We start from the raw sequence: 20,254 nt of genomic DNA on the forward strand, positions 1-20,254 counted from the left end.
CCGATGGAGGAGTATCCCGTGGCAGAGCGAACACCCCCGCTCGGTACCGAGGAACTACGTGTCCTCGTCGCGAGCGGCGAGATCGACACCGTCGTCCTCGCCTTCCCCGACATGCAGGGAAGGCTGCAGGGCAAGCGTTTCGCCGCCGGGTTCTTCCTCGACGAGGTCATGGAACACGGCACCGAGGGCTGCAACTATCTGCTCGCCGTGGACACCGACATGAACACCGTCGACGGATTCGAGATGTCCTCCTGGGACCGCGGATACGGCGACTTCGCCATGCGCCCCGACCTCAGCACCCTGCGCCGGGTGCCGTGGAACGAGGCGACGGCCATGGTCATCGCCGACCTCGCCTGGGAGGACGGATCGCCCGTCGTCGCCGCACCCCGCCAGATCCTGCGCCGCCAACTGGAGCGGCTCGCCGCACTCGGCCTCACCGCCCACGTCGGCACCGAACTCGAATTCATCGTCTTCAAGGACACCTACGAGCAGGCATGGGACCGCAACTACCGCGATCTGACACCGGTCAACCAGTACAACATCGACTATTCGGTCCTCGGCACCGGACGCGTCGAACCCCTGCTGCGCCGCATCCGTAACGAGATGGCCGCCGCCGGGCTCACCGTGGAGTCGGCCAAGGGCGAGTGCAACCCCGGCCAGCACGAGATCGTCTTCCGCTACGACGAGGCCCTGGTCACCTGCGACCAGCACGCCGTCTACAAGACGGGCTCCAAGGAGATCGCCGCGCAGGAAGGTGTCGCGCTCACCTTCATGGCCAAGTTCAACGAGCGCGAGGGCAACTCCTGCCACATCCACCTCTCGCTCCAGGACGCCGAGGGCCGCAACGTCATGGCGGGCGACGACGGGGCCATGTCCCCGCTGATGCGCCACTTCCTCGCCGGACAGCTCGCCGCCCTGCGCGACTTCACCCTCCTCCACGCGCCGAACATCAACTCCTACAAACGCTTCCAGCCCGGCTCCTTCGCCCCGACCGCGGTCGCCTGGGGCCACGACAACCGGACCTGTTCCCTGCGCGTCGTGGGCCACGGCCGATCGATGCGCTTCGAGAACCGGCTGCCCGGCGGCGACGTCAACCCGCACCTCGCGGTCGCCGGTCTCATCGCCGCCGGGCTCCACGGCATCGAAGAGGAACTGGAACTCCCCGAGGCGTGCGAGGGCAACGCCTACACCGCCGGGTACGAGCAGGTGCCCACCACCCTCCGGGAAGCCGCCGACCTCTGGGAACGGAGCGACGTGGCCCGTGCGGCCTTCGGTGACGAGGTCGTGCGGCACTACCGCAACATGGCACGCGTCGAACTCGAAGCCTTCGACGCCGCAGTGACCGACTGGGAGCTCCGCCGCTCCTTCGAACGCCTGTGAGGCACCCTGTGACCGCCGACCACCACCCCGCCGATGTCAGCGACACCGTGAGCGCGGACCGACCCGTGCACCCCGACGCCCATGACGTGATCAACCCGGCGACCGAGGAACACCTCGCCACCGTCGCGGCCACCACCCCCGCCGAGGTCGACGCCGCCGTGACCCGTGCCGCGTCGGCCCAGCGCACCTGGGCCGCCCTGGCCCCGGCCGACCGGGCCCGTCTGCTGCGCCGCTTCGCGGCAGCGGTCGACGCCGAGATCGAGCCCCTGGCCCGGCTGGAGACGGCCGAGGCCGGTCACCCGCTCGGCAACGCCCGCTGGGAGGCGGGCAACGTCCGCGATCTGCTCGACTTCGCCGCCGGGGGAGTGGAACGCCTCAGCGGCCGGCAGATCCCGGTCCCCGGCGGAATCGACTTCACCCTCCTGGAACCCCTCGGCGTCATCGGGGTGATCGCCCCGTGGAACTTCCCCATGCCGATCGCCGCCTGGGGCGTCGCCCCCGCGCTCGCCGCGGGCAACGCCGTACTCCTGAAACCGGCCGAGACCACCCCGCTCACCGCCCTGCGACTGGCGCGGATCGGGCGGGAGGCGGGTCTTCCCGAAGACCTCTTCCAGGTGCTGCCGGGGGCGGGCGAGGTGACGGGCCACGCCCTGGTCACCCACCCCGGCGTCGCCAAGATCGTCTTCACCGGCTCCACCCGCGTCGGCAAGCGGATCATGGCCCAGTGCGCCGACCGTGTGAAGCGGCTCACCCTCGAACTCGGCGGCAAGAGCCCCAACATCGTCTTCGCCGACGCCGACATCGAGGCCGCCGCGGCGGCCGCCCCCATGTCCTTCCTGGACAACGCGGGGCAGGACTGCTGCGCCCGCACCCGCATCCTCGTCGAGCGGTCCGCGTACGACCGGTTCCTGGAACTGCTCGCCCCCGCACTGGCCTCGGTCGTCGTCGGGGACCCCACCGACGAGAAGACCGCGATGGGACCGCTGATCTCCCGCGCCCACCTGCGCCGGGTCCGCGACTACGTCCCCGAGGGCGCGGCCGCCCTGCGCGGCAGCGCCCCCGAGGGCCCCGGATTCTGGTTCCCGCCGACCGTCCTCACCGATGTCCGCCCGGACGCGCCCGTCGCCACCGAGGAGGTCTTCGGGCCGGTGGCGGTGGTCCTCCCCTTCGAGGACGAGGCCGACGCCGTACGGCTCGCGAACGCCACCGACTACGGCCTCGCGGGCTCCCTCTGGACCCGCGACGTGGGCCGCGCCCTGCGCGTCGCCCAGGCGGTCCGGGCCGGGAACCTCTCCGTCAACTCCCACTCCGCCGTCCGGTACTGGACCCCGTTCGGCGGCTACAAACAGTCCGGGCTCGGCCGCGAACTGGGCCCCGACGCCCTCACCGCCTTCACCGAAACCAAGAACGTCTTCCTCAGCACGGAGGCCTGAACCCGCATGACCACCGACACCGAGAACATCTGCCGCCGCCTGGTCGGCCGCACCGCCGTCATCACCGGAGCGGGCAGCGGCATCGGCCTGGCCACCGCCCGCAGGCTGGCGTCCGAGGGCGCCCACGTCGTCTGCGCCGACATCGATACGGCAGCGGGCACAGCCGCCGCCGAGGAGGCCTCAGGCACCTTCGTCCAGGCCGATGTCACCGATCCCGGACAGGTCGAGGCGCTCTTCAAGGCCGCGTACGACACCTACGGTTCCGTCGACATCGCGTTCAACAACGCGGGCATCTCACCGCCCGACGACGACTCCATCCTCACCACCGGCCTGGAGGCGTGGAAGCGCGTCCAGGACGTCAACCTCACCTCCGTCTACCTCTGCTGCAAGGCCGCCCTGCCCTATATGCGCCGCCAGGGCCGCGGCTCGATCATCAACACCGCGTCCTTCGTGGCCAGGATGGGGGCGGCGACGTCCCAGATCTCGTACACCGCGTCCAAGGGCGGTGTCCTCGCCATGTCCCGCGAGCTCGGTGTGCAGTTCGCCCGGGAGGGCATCCGGGTCAACGCCCTGTGCCCGGGACCGGTCAACACCCCGCTGCTGCGGGAACTGTTCGCCAAGGACCCGGAGCGCGCGGCCCGCAGGCTCGTCCACATCCCGCTCGGCCGGTTCGCCGAGGCGACCGAGATCGCGGCGGCCGTCGCCTTCCTGGCGAGCGACGACTCCTCGTTCGTCAACGCCACCGACTTCCTCGTCGACGGCGGCATCTCCGGGGCCTATGTGACCCCGCTCTGACGGCCGCCGCGGCCCCGGGCCCGGACCCTAGAGTGGGGGCATGACCTTCGCGACACCGCCCGGCTGGTACCCGGACACGGGTGCCCCCGGCACCGAGCGCTGGTGGGACGGCACGGCCTGGACCGCGCACACCCGCCCGCTCGCCGCCGGGCACCCCGAACCGCGACAGCCGGACACGGCACCGTCGTTCGGGCCGCCCCTGCTTCCCCAGCAGCGCACCGGCAGCGGAATGCCCCGCGGCGGCACGTCCCGCGGCCGGGTCCTGGCGGTCGCGCTGTCGGCACTGGTGGTCGTCGGCGTCGCCGTCACCGGTGCCGTGCTGCTGGGCAGGGACGACGGCGGTACGCGGCCGACTGCGGACCCCGGCGGAACGGCCGCGTCCCCCACGGCCCCGGCCACCGCCTCCCCGAGCAGTGCCGCCCCCGACGACTCCCCGGCCCTCCTCACCGATCAGCTCAACGGGATCACCCTTCCGGTCCCCGCCGGCTGGGAGAAGCCCGACAGCACCGTCGAGGACGTGCCCACCATGCACACCACCCCCTCCTACAGCTGCCCCGGCGACTCCGGCGCGTTCTGCTACCACGGCACGGTCACCACCCACACCCCGGCCCGTACCGACGCGAGCACCCCCGAGGCGCTGGCCGAGCAGGACATCGAAGCCGCCGCCGACAACGCGTACGAGGAGAGCATCGTCGGCGACCGCATCCACGGCGGCATCGTGTCGCACAAGGTGCTGAAGTCCGAGTCGGTGAGCGTGGCCGGGCGTACGGGCTACCTGGTGCGCTGGCAGGTCACCACCGGGAAGGGCCCCGGCGGCGTGGTGCAGTCACTGGCCTTCCCCTCGGCGGTGGGCAGCGAGACACCGGTCCTCGTCAGGTTCGCCTTCGACGCGGGCCGCCAGGAGCTGCCGCTCTCCCTCATGGACACGATCACCCAGGGCATCCGCCCGGTGGGCGACAGCGCGACGAGCGGCGGGGTGGGCAGCTCGGTCGCTCCCTGACACCGCCGGCGCGAACGTCCGGAGCCACACCGGAACCGTGCCGCGCCGCGCTGGAGCGCTGCCGGAGCCTGCCGGGCCGCACCGGAGCCCGCCGGGACCGTACCGGAGCCCGCCGGATCAGAGGAAGGTACGGCCCTCGCCCCGGTACGTCGGTACCGTCGCCGTGATCCGGTCGCCCTCGATCAGGTGCAACTCCTCGAACCGCTCGCACAGTTCACCGGCCTTGGCGTGCCGGAACCACACCTTGTCGCCGATCAGGAGATCGTCCGCCGGGGCGCCCAGCAGTGGAGTCTGCACCTCGCCCGCGCCCTCCTGCGGGTCGTAGCGCAGCCCCTCCGGCAGATACGGCACGGGCAGCCGGTCCGCACCGGCCGCGCCGGACGCCGGATAGCCGCCGCCCAGCACCGTCACCACGCCCACCCCGGGCCTGCGCACCACGGGCTGCGCGAACAGCGCCGCCGGACGGCCGGTGAACGACGTGTAGTTGTCGAACAGCCGCGGAACGTACAGCCCCGACCCGGCCGCGATCTCCGTCACCGCGTGCTCGGCCGCGGTGTGCTGGACGCTGCCCGTACCGCCGCCGTTCACGAATTCCAGGTCCGGCACCACCGCCCGCACCGCCCGCACCACCTCGGCCCGGCGGGTCGCCAGCTCCTTGCGGGCCGCGGACTGCATCAGCCGGACCGCCCGGGAGCGCAGCGGACGCCCCGCGATCGAGTCGCCGACCCCGGCGACATGACCCTCGTACGCCATCAGGCCCACCAGCCGGAATCCCGGCCTGCGGGCCACCGAGCGGGCCAGCTCCGCCAGCTGGACGGGGGAGCGCAGCGGGGAACGCAGCGCTCCGATCCTGACCCGGCCGCCCAGCAGCCGCAGCGAGGTGTCCAGCTCCAGGCAGACCCGGATCTCCTCACTCCCACCGGCCCGCGCCGCGTCGATCAGCTCCAGCTGCGCCTGGTCATCGACCATCACCGTCACCGCGGCGGCCAGCTTCGGGTCGGCGGCCAGCTCGGCGAACGCGGCGCGGTCGGCCGACGGGTAGGCCAGCAGCACGTCCTCGAAACCCGCGCGCGCCAGCCACAGCGACTCCGCCATCGTGAACGACATGATCCCGGCGAACCCGGGACGCGCGAGCACCCGTTCCAGCAGGGTCCGGCAGCGCACCGACTTGCTCGCCACCCGGATCGGCTTCCCCGCGGCCCGGCCGACGAGATCGTCGGCGTTGGCGTCGAAGGCTTCCAGATCGACCACGGCGATCGGGGCGTCGAGATGGGCGGTGGCCCGGTTGTATCGGGTCCGGTCAGCGGCGCGGGCAGTCATGGCCGCAGCTTGCCAGACACCCGTACCGCTGGGTAGGGGGACGATCGGGGCAGATCCCCCGGCCCCGGCGGCCCGTTCCCCTCAGCGGCTCCCCAGCCCGTAGAGTAACGGGCACGCGAGGACCAACGGGCCTGCCTGTGACGCTGATCCGCGGGCGGTACGAGGACGTGAACCAGGGGGCGGGCCGGATGAGTACCGAAGCGCAGCGCGCTCCCGTGCCGCCCCGCCCGACCACCCCGCCGCCGACGCCGCCCCACCCTGCGGGACCGCCCCCCGCCGTGCCACCGCCTCCCGCACCTCCGGCGACGAAGGCCCCGCACCGACCGCAGCGGCAGCCGCAGACACAGCCGATGCGCACACCGGCACCGCAGCCGCGGCCGACCGGCACACCGGCCCCGCAGCCCCCGCCCGGCGCGCCGAACCACCAGGCCCCTCCCGCGCCGACAACCCCCGTCGCACCCGCGCACCGGACCCCTCCCGCGCCCGTCGCGCCCCCCGCGCCCACCCGCCAGGCCCCCGCCGCACCCCTGCGCCCGGCCGCCCCCGCCGTGAACCCGCCCGCCGGCCACACCCCCGCCGAGACGACCGCCCGGCTGCGCCCCGTGCCGCCGTCCGCACCCGGGACCACCGGCCCGCAGTCCCCGCCGCCTCCGCAGACCTCTCCGCCTCCGCAGTCCCCTCCGCTTCCGCCGTCCACGCGGTCGCCGCAGTTCCCGCCGGTCGTGCCGTCCCCGCCGCCTGCGCCGGACGCGCCCCCCGCCGTGCCACCGCCTCCCGCGACCCGGCGCAGACCCGTCGGCGCGGTGGACCTCACACCCCTCCCCGGTAGGGCGCCCCGCCCCGGACCGCAGCCCGCACCCCCCGGCGCGTACCCCGGCTCCTACCCGGTACCGCACCGCTACGGCTTCCCCGAGACGCCCGTGGAGACCACCACCCGGCTGCGCCCGGTCCGGCCGCGGCACCGGGGCCGGACCGCCGCGGCCGCCGCCTGCGTCGTCCTCGGTCTCGGGCTGATCGGCGGCGCGGTCACCGGCGCCTGGCTCACCGGCGACTCCTCGGCCGAACCCGGCACCCGCAGCACCTACACCACGGGCCGGACCCTCTGGCACAGCGTCCCCGTCGACACCCTCTTCCCGCGCACCCTCAAGGGCGACGGCGCGGGCCCCGGCGCCGCGGGCCGGGTATGGACGCGGGTCGCGGTCGCCGCCGACAGTGGCTGTGCCAAGGGCCTCGACCCGCTGCTCCTCCAGACGCTCCGCCCGGTCGGCTGTGAACGCATGGTGCGGGCCACCTACACCGACGCGACGCGGAGCAGCGTCACCACCGTCGGAATGATCTTCACCGAGGCGGCCGAGGAGGGCATGCGCGCGCTCAGCAGCCGCTTCACCGAGCAGCGCCTCGCCGCGCGCAAGGACCTCATGCCGCGCACGTACGCCGTCGGAGGGACGGTCGCCGCGACGTTCGGCGACGCGCAGCGCGCCAGCTGGACGGTTCATGTACTCACCGAGGTCCCGGTCGTCGTGTTCGCCGTCTCCGGCTTCGCCGACGGGCGTACCGTCGCCGACCCGCAGCCGGCCGCCGCGGCCATGGCCGCCGGTGCGACGACGCCCGCCGCCCAGGCCGGGCTCGGCCACGAGGCCGTGGGCGTGGCCGACCGGGTGGAGCGCGGCCTGCGCAGGACCGTCACCGACCTCACGGAGAAGCCGGAATGAACCGCAGCCGCCGTGCCCTCGCCGCGGTCTGCGCCGCCACCGTCCTCGCGCTCACCGCCGCCGCCCCCGCCCACGCGGACGCCATCCGGGACCAGCAGTGGGGCCTGGGGGCCCTGCACACCGACCGGGCCTGGCAGACCACCAAGGGCAAGGGCATCATCGTCGCCGTCCTCGACACCGGGGTCGACAACACCCACCCCGACCTGGCCGGCGGAGTGCTCCCCGGCAAGGACCTCATCGGTTTCGGCGCCGGGCGGGGCGATGAGGCCTGGGCCCTGCACGGCACCGCGATGGCCGGGATCATCGCGGGCCGCGGCAGCGGCACGGGACGGGGCGACGGCATCCTCGGCATCGCTCCCGAGGCCAGGATCCTCCCGGTCCGGGTGATCCTGGAGTCCAACGACCCCTCCCGCGCCAAGGCCCGCAAGTCCCGCGGCACCGCGCTCGCCGACGGCATCCGCTGGGCCACCGACCACGACGCCGACGTCATCAACCTCTCGCTCGGCGACGACAGCAAGTCCGCCCACCCCGAACCGGGCGAGGACGCCGCCATCCAGTACGCCCTGGCCAAGGGCGTGTCCGTCATCGCCTCGGCGGGCAACGGGGGCGAGAAGGGGGACCGGGTCTCCTACCCCGCCGCCTACCCCGGCGTGATCGCGGTCGCCGCCGTGGACAAGCACGGCACGCACGCCTCGTTCTCCACCCGCCGCTGGTACGCCACCGTCAGCGCGCCCGGCGTCGACATCGTCGTCGCCAACCCCGACCGCAAGTACTACATCGAGTGGGGCACCTCCGCGGCCTCGGCCTTCGTCTCCGGAGCCGTCGCCCTGGTCCGCGCCGCCCACCCCGGCCTCACGCCCGCCCAGATCAAGAAGCTCCTCGCGGACACCGCCCGCAACGCCCCGGCCGACGGCCGCGACGACGCCCGCGGCTACGGCATCGTCGACCCGGCCGAGGCCATCGGGACGGGGTCCCGGATGCGCCCGGCCGACCTCGGCGCGAAGTCCGCCGTGACCGGATACCGCAAGCGGTACTTCGGCCCGGGACCCACCCCGCCGGACAGGGACGAGGCCCCGGTGAACTGGCCGGCCCCGGCGGCGGGCGGCCTCGGCGCCGTCCTGCTGGGCCTGGCCGTCGTCCTGTGGCGGGGCCGGAGGCTCACCGGGCGTCGCTGACCACGCCGACCGCGGCCTTCGCGACGGCCTCGACCAGCGTGATGCCGGCCTCCTTCGTCGGCTGCCCGTCACAGAGCACGGCCACCAGGTAGTCGCGCCCGCCGGCCCGTACCCGCCCGATGCTGTTGATGTCCCAGAGCCCCGTCGTGGTGCGCGGCATCCAGCCGTTCTTCAGCGCCCACGCGTCGCCCGCCGCGGAGACTCCCCACCGCTGGTCCGCCTCGACCCGCCCCATCAGCCCCCGCACATAGACCCGTGACGCCCGGGAGAGCACGGATCCCTCGACGGACCCCTGCGCGGAGTCCCCGTCGCCGTCCCCGTCGAACACCGCCCGCAACAGCCGTACCTGATCCGCCGCGGTGGTCTGTGTCAGCCCCCAGGCCCGCGCGGCGGCGGTGCCGGTCAGCCCGAGCCGTACGTTCGCCGCGTCGAGCCCCTCCGCGCCCCCGATCACCCGCCAGAGCCTGGTGGCCGAGGCATCGTCGCTGCGCCCGATCATCGAGGCCGCGTACGTCTGCTCGGCGTCGCTCAGCTCACGCCCCTCGTCCTGGGCCCGCAGCAGCAGCGCCGCCAGGATGTCCACCTTGACGATGCTCGCGGTGTCGTACGCCGCCCCGTCCCCGTACACCGCACCCGCCCCCCTGCCGGTGTCCAGCACCGCGACCGACAGCCGGGCGTCACCGATCAGGGGCGCGACCACCCGGGCCAGCTCCGCGTCGAGATCCACCTCGGCCTCCTCGCCCCTCGCCGCCGCCGGTGCACGTGTGGCGGGCGGTGAGGCGGACGATACGGAGGCCACCGCACCGGGCGAGGTATCCGGCGCGCGACCCACCGGATAGGCGCCCCCGGCGGTCGAACAGGCCGGTGGCACCGTGGCCGACACCACGGTCTTCACCGCCGCGGCGGCCGGGGCGGACCGCGTGGACCGGCGGCGCAATCTCTGTCGGGACATGGTCCGGACGCCAGGAATCCCACCGGGCAGCAGCCTGTGCCCGACCTGTCGCCGGGGTGGGAAGAGGCAGGGACTACGCTCGTCCCGTGGCGCTCAAGAACATTCCGGACCCCGGTTTCTCCGACGACGACGGCACGGCCGATCCCGCACTGACAGCGGCGCTCGCCGCCTGGTCGGCGGACCGGACGGCGGTGGACCCGGTCCTCGAAGCACTGCGGACCGCCCGGCTGCTCGTTCCGGTGGTCGCCGTTCTCGGCGAGGTCGAGGAGGACGAGAACGGGCTGCGCCGCGAGAAGACCAGTGACATGGCGGTCCCCACGCTCCAGGCCGGTGACCGGCGCGCGCTGCCCGCCTTCACCTCGACCGTTTCGCTGGCCCGCTGGGACCCCGAGGCCCGCCCCGTCGCCGTACCCCTGCACCAGGCACTCCAGGCCGCCGCGCACGAGAAGGCCGACACGGTGGTGCTGGACCTCGCCGGGCCCGTCGCGTTCGAGCTGACCGGTCCGGCCCTGCTGGCGCTGGCCGAGAACCGCACCAGCACGGACCCGCTCCAGGACCCGGCCGTCGTCGCGGCGGTACGGGACACGGTGGCGGCCGAACCTGCCGTGATCCGGGCCCACCTCGGGCCGGGCCCGGCCGACGGCACCCTGGCACTCGTCCTCGCCCCGGACGCCGTGCCCGCCGAGGCGGCCCGCCGCGTCGCCGAAGCCCTGTCGGCCAGCGAGGTACTGCGGGCCAGGCTGGTGCGCGGCCTCGATCTGGCGCTGCTGCCCGCCGGGGCGGTCACCCCGGGTGAAGCGCTGTTCACTCGCTGATCACCGATCTGCTCAACGCGCGCATCTCGCACCACACCGTGAGAATTACGGGAAATCAGATCAAACCGACTGATCGCCCCAGATCTCGCGAGGTGGTTGTATGCAGACGCGGACAGTGGTGTCGGAATTCCTGGGAACGCTGCTGCTGGTCTTCTTCGCCGTCGGATCGGCGGTGCTCGCCGTCGAGTACATCGGAACGGTGGGCATCGCCCTCGCGTTCGGCTTCACTCTGCTCACGCTCGCCTACGCGCTGGGTCCGGTCTCCGGCTGCCATGTGAACCCGGCGGTCACGCTGGGCATGCTGGTGGCCCGCAGGATCGACCTCCGGACGGCCGTCGAGTACTGGGTGGCCCAGTTCCTCGGCGGCATCGTGGGTGCGGCCCTGCTCTTCCTGCTGGCCAAGCAGGTCCCGGGGCTGAAGACGAGCGGCGCGTTCGGGAGCAACGGCTACGACGACCGGTCGGCCGTCCACATCAACCTGGGCGGAGCGTTCCTCGCCGAGGTGGTGCTGACCTTCCTGCTGGTCTTCGTGGTGCTGGCGGTGACCCACAAGGTCGCGGTCATCGGCTTCGACGGGCTGCCCATCGGACTGTCCCTCGCGGCGATCCACCTGGTGGGCATCCCGCTGACCGGTACCTCGGTCAACCCGGCCCGCTCCCTCGGTCCGGCCCTGTTCGCGGGCGGTGCGGCCCTCTCCCAGCTGTGGCTGTTCATCGTGGCGCCGCTGGTCGGTGGCGTGATCGCGGCGTTCGCGCACCGGCTGACCCATCCGGTGCCGGCCCTGGAGCCCGCGCAGCTCGACGGGACCGCCTGAACCCGGCGCGGACCCCCGGCCCCGGCCCGAACCGAAAGCGCGAGCCCGCCGCCAGTGACACTGGCGGCGGGCTCGCGCTTTCGGTTCGGGGGAGAGCGGTCAGCCGTAGACCGGGCCGGTGTACTTCTCGCCGGGGCCCTGGCCGGGCTCGTCCGGTACGAGAGACGCCTCGCGGAACGCCAGCTGGAGCGACTTCAGGCCGTCCCGCAGCGGAGAGGCGTGGAAGGTGCTGATCTCCGTGGTGCTCGCGTCCAGCAGTCCGGCGAGCGCGTGGACCAGCTTGCGGGCCTCGTCCAGGTCCTTGTGCTCCTCGCCCTCCTCGGTCAGGCCGAGCTTGACGGCGGCCGCGCTCATCAGGTTGACGGCGACCGTCACGATCACCTCGACCGCGGGAACCTCCGCGATGTCACGGGCCATGTCGTCGAAGCCGGGGGAGCCGGAGGAATCGGTGCTGGGGGTCGCGTCGCTCATGTCCCACACGATAAGGCCAGGCCCGTACGCCACTGTCCGCGGGAGCCCGTTGCGCGCACCGGTCGGCGCCACTCCGGGGAAGCTGCTAACCTTGTGTAACGACCGGCCGGACATCTATGTGCCCGGCCCACAAGTGGAGGCTCCGATCTCCCACCTGTCTGTCCCTGGAGGACGGCGGGTCACCGGTCAGGTGGCGACCATCGTTCCGTACGGACGATGGAGCCGCCCGATGCGCCCCGCGGTAGACGCGGCGGTGTTCCGGTAGTTCAAGGAGCCCCGCCTGTGTTCCGTCCGGGGCATTTTTGCCGTTCCGGCTCGGTTGGTCTCACGAAACAGACGCTACGGGGCTGTCCGCCAGGCGGTCGCGTGGTGCTACCGAGGAGGATCCATCAGCGCCGAGCCCCGCATCAACGACCGGATTCGCGTTCCCGAGGTGCGACTTGTCGGTCCCAGCGGCGAGCAGGTCGGGATTGTTCCGCTTGCCAAGGCCCTGGAGCTCGCACAGGAGTACGACCTCGACCTGGTCGAGGTGGCGGCGACCGCCCGTCCGCCCGTGTGCAAGCTCATGGACTACGGGAAGTTCAAGTACGAGTCGGCCATGAAGGCCCGTGAGGCGCGCAAGAACCAGGCGCACACGGTCATCAAGGAGATGAAGCTCCGGCCGAAGATCGACCCGCACGACTATGACACCAAGAAGGGTCACGTCGTCCGGTTCCTCAAGCAGGGCGACAAGGTCAAGATCACGATCATGTTCCGTGGTCGTGAGCAGTCCCGCCCCGAGCTGGGCTTCCGACTGCTCCAGCGTCTCGCTTCGGATGTCGAGGACCTCGGTTTCATCGAGTCCAACCCGAAGCAGGACGGCCGGAACATGATCATGGTTCTGGGCCCGCACAAGAAGAAGACCGAAGCTATGGCCGAGGCCCGTGAGGCCCAGGCCGCCCGCAAGGCGGAGCGTCAGGGCTATGCGCCCGACGCCGAGTCCGAGGGTGAGGCTGCTGAGGCTCCGGCCGCAGCCGCCGAGGCTCCGACCGAGACACCTTCCGAGGCGTGATCCTCGGGGGCTGCCATCCAGGCGCCCCGGGTCCCCGCGGAATCCCATAGAGATCTGACGCCCCTGCAGTCCGGTGCCCGCACCGTGAGGGGCGCCACTGACGAGGAGAGAACGGCGCGATGCCGAAGAACAAGACGCACAGCGGTGCCAGCAAGCGCTTCAAGATCACCGGCTCCGGCAAGGTGCTCCGCGAGAGGGCCGGCAAGCGCCACCTGCTCGAGCACAAGTCGTCCAAGAAGACCCGCTCGCTGACCGGCACGGTCGTCGTGGCTCCGGCCGACGCCAAGAAGATCAAGAAGCTTCTCGGCAAGTGAGGTTCGGCCCCCGGTGACCCCGGGGGCACGACCTCGATCACACCGGGACCAATTCGTTTCCGGGCCGTGTGAGGACAACCACGGCCCCGCTACAAGGAGTTAACAAGTGGCACGCGTCAAGCGGGCAGTAAACGCCCACAAGAAGCGCCGGGCAATTCTCGAGGCCGCCAAGGGCTACCGCGGTCAGCGTTCGCGCCTGTACCGCAAGGCCAAGGAGCAGGTCACCCACTCCCTGGTCTACAACTACAACGACCGCAAGAAGCGCAAGGGCGACTTCCGTCAGCTGTGGATCCAGCGCATCAACGCCGCTGCCCGCCAGAACGGCATGACGTACAACCGCCTCATCCAGGGTCTGAAGGCCGCCAACATCGAGGTGGACCGCAAGATCCTGGCCGAGCTCGCGGTCAACGACGCCAACGCGTTCGCCGCCCTCGTCGAGGTTGCCCAGAAGGCCCTCCCGAGCGACGTCAACGCCCCGAAGGCCGCCTGATCCAGGCCGCTCTTCCAGGTAACCGAGCCGGACCCGCAGGCGCACGCCGTCTGCGGGTCCGGTGCGTTGCGCCACCTGATCCCCACCTCCGTACGCAGAGAGGCTCGCCGCCGACCATGGGCACCCCCGAACTGATCTCCCCGCGATCGCCGCGCGTCACCGCCGCCCGGCGGCTGGCCAAGCGAAACTTCCGCGGCAAGGAGCGCCGGTTCATCGCCGAGGGGCCGCAGGCCGTGCGCGAGGCCGCCGGGCACCGGGGCAGCGACGGCGAGCCGACGCTCATCGAACTGTTCGCCACCGTCGAGGCCGCCGAGCGGTACGGCGACATCATCGACGCCGCCCACGCGGCGGGCGCCCGGGTACATCTGGCCGACAGCGAGGTACTGGCCGATGTGTCGCAGACCGTCACCCCGCAGGGCCTGATCGGCGTCTGCCGCTTCCTGGACTCGCCGTTCGAACAGATCCTCGCCGCCAAGCCCACGCTGGTGGCCGTGCTCGCCAACGTACGGGACCCCGGGAACGCCGGTACGGTGCTGCGCTGCGCCGACGCGGCGGGTGCCGACGCCGTCGTGCTCACCGATGCCTCGGTGGACCTCTACAACCCCAAGTCCGTGCGGGCGTCGGTCGGTTCGCTGTTCCATCTGCCGGTCGCCGTCGGAGTCCCCGTCGAGCAGGCCGTGCGGGGACTGCGGGACGCCGGGGTACGCATCCTCGCCGCCGACGGCGCCGGCGCCGACGACCTCGACGACGAGCTGGACGCGGGCACCATGGGCGGGCCCACCGCCTGGGTCTTCGGCAACGAGGCATGGGGACTGCCCGAGGAGACCCGTGCGCTGGCCGACGCCGTGGTCCGCGTCCCCATCCACGGCAAGGCGGAGAGCCTCAACCTCGCGACCGCGGCGGCCGTCTGCCTGTACGCCTCCGCGCGGGCGCAGCGCCCGCGCCGTACCGCCTGATCCACCGCGGTCGGCGTCGGCTTCCGGCGGCCCGTGGACGCGGGGCGCCACCGGCCACCGACCGATACCGGCCACCGCGTGAGCCCTCCCACCGGCGCACCGGCGCAGTGCGCCCCCGCAGGGTGTCGCTCGCTCACCGACGACTAGTAGGGTGACGAACTCGGGGGCCCACTGCACCGGTTCGAGAGGTGGGGTACGGGAATATGGCTGTCGGTATGAGCGGTCCGCGTCAGGCACACACGGCCGTCGTACGCACTGCCGCGGACCGGGACGGTACGGGTCCGGACGTCATGGACACGGGCGGGGACGGCGCCGGCCGGCAGCTCAGGGAAACCGACCGGCACCTCAGGGAAACCACCGGCCGGGAATCCGCCGGAGACGTCGACGACGTCGGTATCGGCATCGACGCGGACGACCTTCCCGACGGCCTCGTCATCGCCGACGCGAGCGGCCGGGTCATCTGCTTCAACTCCGCCGCCGCCCGGATCACCGCCACCCCGCGCGCCGCCGCACTCGGCCGTTCCCTGGAGCACGCGCTGCCCCTGGAGGACCTCAAGGGACAGCGCTGGTGGACCCTGACCGACCCGTACGGCGGGCTCGCCACCCGCGTGGGACAGCCCGAGCGCAACCTCCTGCTGCCCGGCGGCCGCGAGGTCCTGGTCTCCGCACGGTACGTACGCGAGCGGCCGACCGGGCCGGTGCGCCGTGTCGTGGTCTCGCTGCGCGGCACCGAGGCCAGGCGGCGCACCGAACGCAGCCACGCCGAGCTGATCGCCACCGTCGCCCATGAGCTGCGCTCCCCGCTGACCTCGGTCAAGGGCTTCACCGCGACGCTCCTGGCCAAGTGGGAGCGCTTCACCGACGACCAGAAGCGGCTGATGCTGGAGACCGTCGACGCCGACGCGGGCCGCGTCACCCGGCTCATCGCCGAACTGCTCGACATCTCCCGGATCGACTCCGGCCGCCTGGAGCTGCGCCGTCAGCCGGTCGACATCTCCGCCGCGGTCGAACGCCACATCCAGGCCCTCACCGCGAACGGGCAGGAGCCCGACCGCTTCCTCGTCCGTACCCGGCAGCCGCTGCCCGACCTGTGGGCCGACCCCGACAAGGTCGACCAGGTGCTCGGCAATCTGCTCGAAAACGCGGTGCGGCACGGTGAGGGAACCGTCACTATTGAGATTGCCCCCGCACCCGCGCCGGCGAAGAGTGACGAAACAGGAACGGCAGTCACCGTGAGCGACGAAGGCCCCGGCATCCCCGAGGAGTCGATGGGACGCGTCTTCACCCGCTTCTGGCGGGGGAGCAAGCGCGGCGGGACCGGTCTGGGCCTCTATATCGTCAAGGGAATCGTCGAGGCCCACGGCGGCACGATCACCGTCGGCCGCGGACCCGGCGGCGGCGCCGAATTCCGATTTATTCTGCCCGTGAGCGCGCCGGCCTACTTGAACTGAGAGGGTCTGCGGAGCAATCGGGCAGCGTGTCGGTGGGCGACGGGCGGGCCCTGAGCCGCCCACGGCCCCCTCCACCCACTGCGGCCCTTAGACTCGACCTTTGGCACCTTTGTGTCCTCCAGGCGTCGAGCGGGGCCACGGGGGTCCGGGGGTATCCCCCGGTAAGAGCAGTATCAGCCAATCGGAAGCACGGGAAGAGATGTCGGCACCGAACAAGTCGTACGACCCAGTCGAGGTCGAGGCACTGAAACCGGAAGAGATCGAGCGCATGCGGGACGAGGCGTTCGCCGCCTTCGCCGCCGCGGGCGACCTCGACGCGCTCGCCCAGGCGAAGACCGCGCACACCGGAGGTACCTCGCCGCTGTCCCTCGCCAACCGGGAGATCGGCGCTCTGCCGCCGCAGGCCAAGGCCGAGGCGGGCAAGCGCGTGGGCCAGGCCCGCGGCGCCGTCTCCAAGGCCCTCGCCGCCCGTCAGGCGGAACTGGAGGCCGAGCGGGACGCCCGGGTACTGGTCGAGGAGGCGGTGGACGTCACCCTGCCCTACGACCGCACCCCGGCAGGAGCCCGCCACCCCCTCGCGACCATCATGGAGCGCGTCGCGGACGTCTTCGTGGCCATGGGCTACGAGATCGCGGAGGGCCCCGAGGTCGAGGCGGAGTGGTTCAACTTCGACGCCCTGAACTTCGTGCCCGACCACCCGGCCCGGCAGACGCAGGACACCTTCTTCGTCCAGGGCACCACGCCCGACGGCAGGGCGACCACGGGCGACGAGTCCGGCATCGTGCTGCGCACGCACACCTCGCCGGTCCAGGCCCGCTCCCTGCTGGAGCGCAAGCCGCCCGTCTACGTGGTCTGCCCGGGACGGGTCTACCGCACCGACGAGCTCGACGCCACGCACACCCCGGTCTTCCACCAGATCGAGCTGCTCGCCGTCGACGAGGGCCTCACCATGGCCGACCTCAAGGGCACCCTCGACCACATGGTCCAGGCGCTCTTCGGAGCGGACATGAAGACCCGGCTGCGGCCGAACTTCTTCCCGTTCACCGAACCGTCCGCCGAGATGGACATGGTCTGCTACGTCTGCCGCGGCGAGTCCGTCGGCAACCCGGACCGCCCCTGCCGCACCTGCGGCAGCGAGGGCTGGATCGAGCTCGGCGGCTGCGGCATGGTCAACCCCAAGGTGCTCATCGCCTGCGGCGTCGACCCCAAGAAGTACAGCGGATTCGCCTTCGGGTTCGGCATCGAACGGATGCTGATGTTCCGCCACAACGTCGAAGACATGCGAGACATGGTCGAGGGTGACGTCCGGTTCACCCGGCCGTTCGGGATGGAGATCTGATGCGCGTCCCGCTTTCCTGGCTGCGGGAGTACGTCGACCTGCCGGCGACGGAGACCGGCCGTGACGTACAGGCCAAGCTCGTCGCCGTCGGCCTTGAGGTCGAGACCGTCGAGCAGATCGGCGCCGGGCTCAAGGGCCCCCTCGTCGTCGGACAGGTCCTGACCATCGAGGAGCTGGAGGGCTTCAAGAAGCCCATCCGCTTCTGCACGGTCGACGTCGGCACCGCCAACGGCACCGGTGAGCCGCAGGAGATCGTCTGCGGAGCCCGTAACTTCTCCGTCGGCGACAAGGTCGTCGTGGTCCTGCCCGGCGCCGTCCTGCCCGGCGACTTCGCGATTGCCGCGCGCAAGACGTACGGCCGTACCTCGCACGGCATGATCTGTTCCACCGACGAGCTCGGCATGGGCGACGACGGCACGCACGGCATCATCGTGCTGCCGCCGGAGCACGAGGTCGGCACCGACGCGATCGAGCTGCTCCAGCTCGTCGACGAGGTCCTCGACATCGCCGTCACACCGGACCGGGGCTACTGCCTGTCCCTGCGCGGCGTCGCCCGCGAGGCGGCCATCGCCTACGGGCTGCCGCTGCGCGACCCGGCCCTGCTCGACGTGCCCGCGCCGAACGCCTACGGCTACCCGGTCAAGGTGGCCGACCCGATCGGCTGCGACCGCTTCACCGCGCGCACCGTGACCGGCCTCCAGCCCGAGGCACGCTCCCCGATCTGGATGCGGCGCCGTCTGCAGAAGGCCGGGATGCGTCCGATCTCGCTGGCCGTCGACATCACGAACTACGTGATGCTGGAGCTCGGCCAGCCGCTGCACGCCTACGACCGCACCCGTGTCGACGGGCCGATCGGGGTGCGCCGCGCCCAGCAGGGCGAGAAGCTGACCACGCTCGACGGCACCGTGCGGGTACTGGACGCCGAGGACCTGGTCATCACCGACAACCGCGGGCCGATCGGCCTCGCCGGTGTCATGGGCGGTGCCAACACGGAGATCGCCGACGCCCGCAACGGCGAGACGCTCACCACCGAGGTCGTCATCGAGGCCGCGCACTTCGACGCGATCGCGATCGCCCGGACCGCGCGCCGCCACCGGCTGTCCTCCGAGGCGTCCAAGCGCTTCGAGCGCGGCGTCGACCCGCAGGCCGCCGCCGCTGCCGCGCAGCGCACCGTCGACCTGCTGGTCCTCCTCGCGGGCGGCACCGCCGAGGCGGGCGTCACCGAGATCAGCGCGCCCTCCGCGCCCCGCACCATCGCGATGCCCGCCGACCACCCCGACCGGGTCGCCGGTGTGGAGTACGGCCGCGAGACCGTCGTACGCCGCCTCCAGCAGGTCGGCTGCGACGTCTACGGGCAGGACGAGCTGATCGTCACGGTGCCGTCCTGGCGCTCCGACCTCGCCGAGCCGAACGACCTGGCCGAAGAGGTCATCCGGCTGGAGGGTTACGAGAACCTCCCGTCCACGCTGCCGACGCCGCCGTCCGGCCGCGGTCTCACCGACCGCCAGCGGCTGCACCGCCGCATCGGCCGGGTACTGGCCGGAGCGGGCTACGTCGAGGCGCTGAGCTACCCGTTCATCGGCGACGCCGTCCTGGACCAGCTCGGCCTGGACAAGGACGACGCCCGCCGCCGTACGGTCAAGCTCGTCAACCCGCTCTCCGACGAGGAGCCGGCGCTGCGCACCACGCTGCTGCCGGGCCTCCTCGGCGCACTGCGGCGCAACGACGGCCGGGGCAGCCACGATCTCGCGCTCTTCGAGACCGGGCTCGTCTTCCGGCCGACCGGCCATGAGACGCAGGCCGTACGGCTGCCCGTCGACCGGCGCCCCTCCGCCGAGGAGATCGCCGGACTCGACGCGGCGCTGCCGCGCCAGCCGCGCCGCGCCGCCGTCGTCCTCGCGGGCGCCCGCGAGCAGGCCGGCTGGTGGGGCAAGGGCCGCCCCGCCGACTGGGCCGACTCCATCGAGGCCGCCCGCGCGATCGCCCGTGAGGCGGGCGTCGAGCTGACCGTCCGCGCCGACCGGCACGAGCCGTGGCACCCGGGCCGCTGCGCCGCGCTGTTCGTCACCGTGAACGGCGAGGAGACCCTCTTCGGTCACGCGGGCGAACTGCACCCGCGGGTCATCAAGGAGCTCCACCTGCCCGAGCGGACCTGCGCCATGGAGGTCGAGCTCGACGTGCTGGAGCGGGCCGTCGACGGCGCGCTCCAGGCACCCCGGATCTCCACCTTCCCGGTGGCGACCCAGGACGTCGCGCTGATCGTCGCCGAGGACGTACCCGCCGCCGAGGTGGAGCGTTCCCTGCGCGACGGCGCGGGCGAACTCCTCGAATCGCTGCGGCTGTTCGACGTGTTCACCGGTGACCAGATCGGCGAGGGCCGCAAGTCCCTGGCGTACGCGCTGCGGTTCCGTGCCGCGGACCGCACGCTGACCGTCGAGGAGGCGTCGGCCGCCCGCGACAGCGCGGTCGCGCTGGCCGCCGAGCGCACCGGCGCGGTGCTGCGCGGCGCGTAGCACCCAGGCACCGGCACAGCAGGGAGGGGCGTATCCGGTCACCGGATACGCCCCTCCTCATGTCCCGCCGAACGGCGGAGGGACCGCACGCGGACCCGGAGACGGAACCGGGAGGAAATCGGTCCCGGACTCCGATCCGCAGCCACCCTCCTCTTCGTTGGGCAGTGGGTCGTGCGATCCGGCGCCGTCCCCCCTGCCTCGGAGCGTCGGGCAGGCCGGCAGGGCGAACGGCGCGGGTGCGGGTCGTCGTCTGTACGAGGGGGAGCCGACGAC

At 72.5% G+C, this 20,254-nt stretch carries 18 protein-coding genes; 15 read left to right on the top strand and 3 right to left on the bottom strand.

Annotated features, from left to right (window positions below):
- Positions 1-18 precede the first annotated feature (18 nt).
- The 4 genes from A6A29_RS42005 to A6A29_RS42020 are packed head-to-tail and all read left to right on the top strand — an operon-like array spanning position 19 to position 4,608.
- On the top strand, positions 19-1,380 hold the full coding sequence (locus tag A6A29_RS42005) for a glutamine synthetase family protein (RefSeq protein WP_073729272.1): 1,362 nt from the start codon (positions 19-21) through the stop codon (positions 1,378-1,380).
- A gap of 47 nt (positions 1,381-1,427) precedes the next feature.
- The gene (locus A6A29_RS42010) at positions 1,428-2,813 is read left to right on the top strand and encodes an aldehyde dehydrogenase family protein (RefSeq protein WP_385731162.1); all 1,386 of its coding nucleotides are present in this window, start codon (positions 1,428-1,430) and stop codon (positions 2,811-2,813) included.
- 6 nt (positions 2,814-2,819) lie between these two features.
- Positions 2,820-3,608: a 3-oxoacyl-ACP reductase gene (locus A6A29_RS42015; protein ID WP_073729274.1), complete on the top strand. Its 789-nt coding sequence runs from the start codon at positions 2,820-2,822 to the stop codon at positions 3,606-3,608.
- Between the two features lie 40 nt (positions 3,609-3,648).
- Positions 3,649-4,608 (top strand): DUF2510 domain-containing protein, encoded by a 960-nt coding sequence (locus tag A6A29_RS42020; protein ID WP_073729276.1) that lies wholly within the window; start codon positions 3,649-3,651, stop codon positions 4,606-4,608.
- 117 nt (positions 4,609-4,725) lie between these two features.
- Here the strand turns inward: A6A29_RS42020 and A6A29_RS42025 are convergent, their stop codons facing one another.
- The gene (locus A6A29_RS42025) at positions 4,726-5,928 is read right to left on the bottom strand and encodes an amino acid deaminase/aldolase (RefSeq protein WP_073729278.1); all 1,203 of its coding nucleotides are present in this window, start codon (positions 5,926-5,928) and stop codon (positions 4,726-4,728) included.
- An 803-nt stretch (positions 5,929-6,731) separates the two neighbouring features.
- Here A6A29_RS42025 and A6A29_RS42030 point away from each other — a divergent pair.
- Positions 6,732-7,640 carry a hypothetical protein gene (locus tag A6A29_RS42030; protein ID WP_073729280.1) on the top strand — a complete coding sequence of 303 codons (909 nt, stop codon included), beginning with the start codon at positions 6,732-6,734 and terminating at the stop codon, positions 7,638-7,640.
- Entirely contained in the window at positions 7,637-8,815 is a 1,179-nt protein-coding gene (mycP, locus tag A6A29_RS42035) for a type VII secretion-associated serine protease mycosin (protein ID WP_073729282.1), read from the top strand. Before A6A29_RS42030 ends, mycP begins: the two co-directional genes overlap by 4 nt.
- Here the strand turns inward: mycP and A6A29_RS42040 are convergent.
- Positions 8,799-9,767, bottom strand: coding sequence for a serine hydrolase (locus tag A6A29_RS42040; protein ID WP_073729284.1), 969 nt, complete (start codon positions 9,765-9,767; stop codon positions 8,799-8,801). The two genes, mycP and A6A29_RS42040, sit on opposite strands and share 17 nt — an antisense overlap.
- 86 nt (positions 9,768-9,853) lie before the next feature.
- Here A6A29_RS42040 and A6A29_RS42045 point away from each other — a divergent pair, with 86 nt between their 5' ends.
- The gene (locus A6A29_RS42045; RefSeq protein ID WP_073729286.1) at positions 9,854-10,582 is read left to right on the top strand and encodes an SseB family protein; all 729 of its coding nucleotides are present in this window, start codon (positions 9,854-9,856) and stop codon (positions 10,580-10,582) included.
- A 100-nt stretch (positions 10,583-10,682) separates the two neighbouring features.
- A complete protein-coding gene (locus tag A6A29_RS42050; protein WP_073729288.1) occupies positions 10,683-11,396 on the top strand; it encodes an MIP family channel protein in 714 nt (237 codons plus the stop codon).
- Between the two features lie 99 nt (positions 11,397-11,495).
- Here A6A29_RS42050 and A6A29_RS42055 read toward each other — a convergent pair whose 3' ends face one another.
- Positions 11,496-11,867: a DUF1844 domain-containing protein gene (locus tag A6A29_RS42055; RefSeq protein ID WP_073729290.1), complete on the bottom strand. Its 372-nt coding sequence runs from the start codon at positions 11,865-11,867 to the stop codon at positions 11,496-11,498.
- Between the two features lie 319 nt (positions 11,868-12,186).
- On the opposite strand from A6A29_RS42055, the gene infC reads away from it, so the two are divergent.
- From infC to pheT, 7 genes are all read left to right on the top strand, one after another.
- Entirely contained in the window at positions 12,187-12,918 is a 732-nt protein-coding gene (infC, locus tag A6A29_RS42060) for a translation initiation factor IF-3 (RefSeq protein WP_073729292.1), read from the top strand.
- A gap of 119 nt (positions 12,919-13,037) precedes the next feature.
- Entirely contained in the window at positions 13,038-13,232 is a 195-nt protein-coding gene (gene rpmI, locus A6A29_RS42065; protein WP_003970213.1) for a 50S ribosomal protein L35, read from the top strand.
- A gap of 106 nt (positions 13,233-13,338) precedes the next feature.
- Entirely contained in the window at positions 13,339-13,722 is a 384-nt protein-coding gene (gene rplT, locus A6A29_RS42070) for a 50S ribosomal protein L20 (RefSeq protein ID WP_007457565.1), read from the top strand.
- A gap of 116 nt (positions 13,723-13,838) precedes the next feature.
- A complete protein-coding gene (locus A6A29_RS42075) occupies positions 13,839-14,678 on the top strand; it encodes a TrmH family RNA methyltransferase (RefSeq protein ID WP_073729295.1) in 840 nt (279 codons plus the stop codon).
- Positions 14,679-14,881: 203 nt separating this feature from the next.
- The gene (locus A6A29_RS42080) at positions 14,882-16,129 is read left to right on the top strand and encodes a sensor histidine kinase (RefSeq protein WP_073729297.1); all 1,248 of its coding nucleotides are present in this window, start codon (positions 14,882-14,884) and stop codon (positions 16,127-16,129) included.
- A 199-nt stretch (positions 16,130-16,328) separates the two neighbouring features.
- Complete coding sequence (pheS, locus tag A6A29_RS42085; RefSeq protein ID WP_073729299.1) at positions 16,329-17,468, top strand: phenylalanine--tRNA ligase subunit alpha; 1,140 nt, start codon at positions 16,329-16,331, stop codon at positions 17,466-17,468.
- Positions 17,468-19,981: a phenylalanine--tRNA ligase subunit beta gene (gene pheT / locus A6A29_RS42090; protein ID WP_073729301.1), complete on the top strand. Its 2,514-nt coding sequence runs from the start codon at positions 17,468-17,470 to the stop codon at positions 19,979-19,981. The genes pheS and pheT overlap by 1 nt, the downstream gene beginning before the upstream one ends.
- Positions 19,982-20,254 lie beyond the last annotated feature (273 nt).

Origin of the sequence: Streptomyces sp. TSRI0281 (genome assembly GCF_001905125.1) — a bacterium.
In the GTDB taxonomy this organism is placed as follows: Bacteria; Actinomycetota; Actinomycetes; order Streptomycetales; family Streptomycetaceae; genus Streptomyces.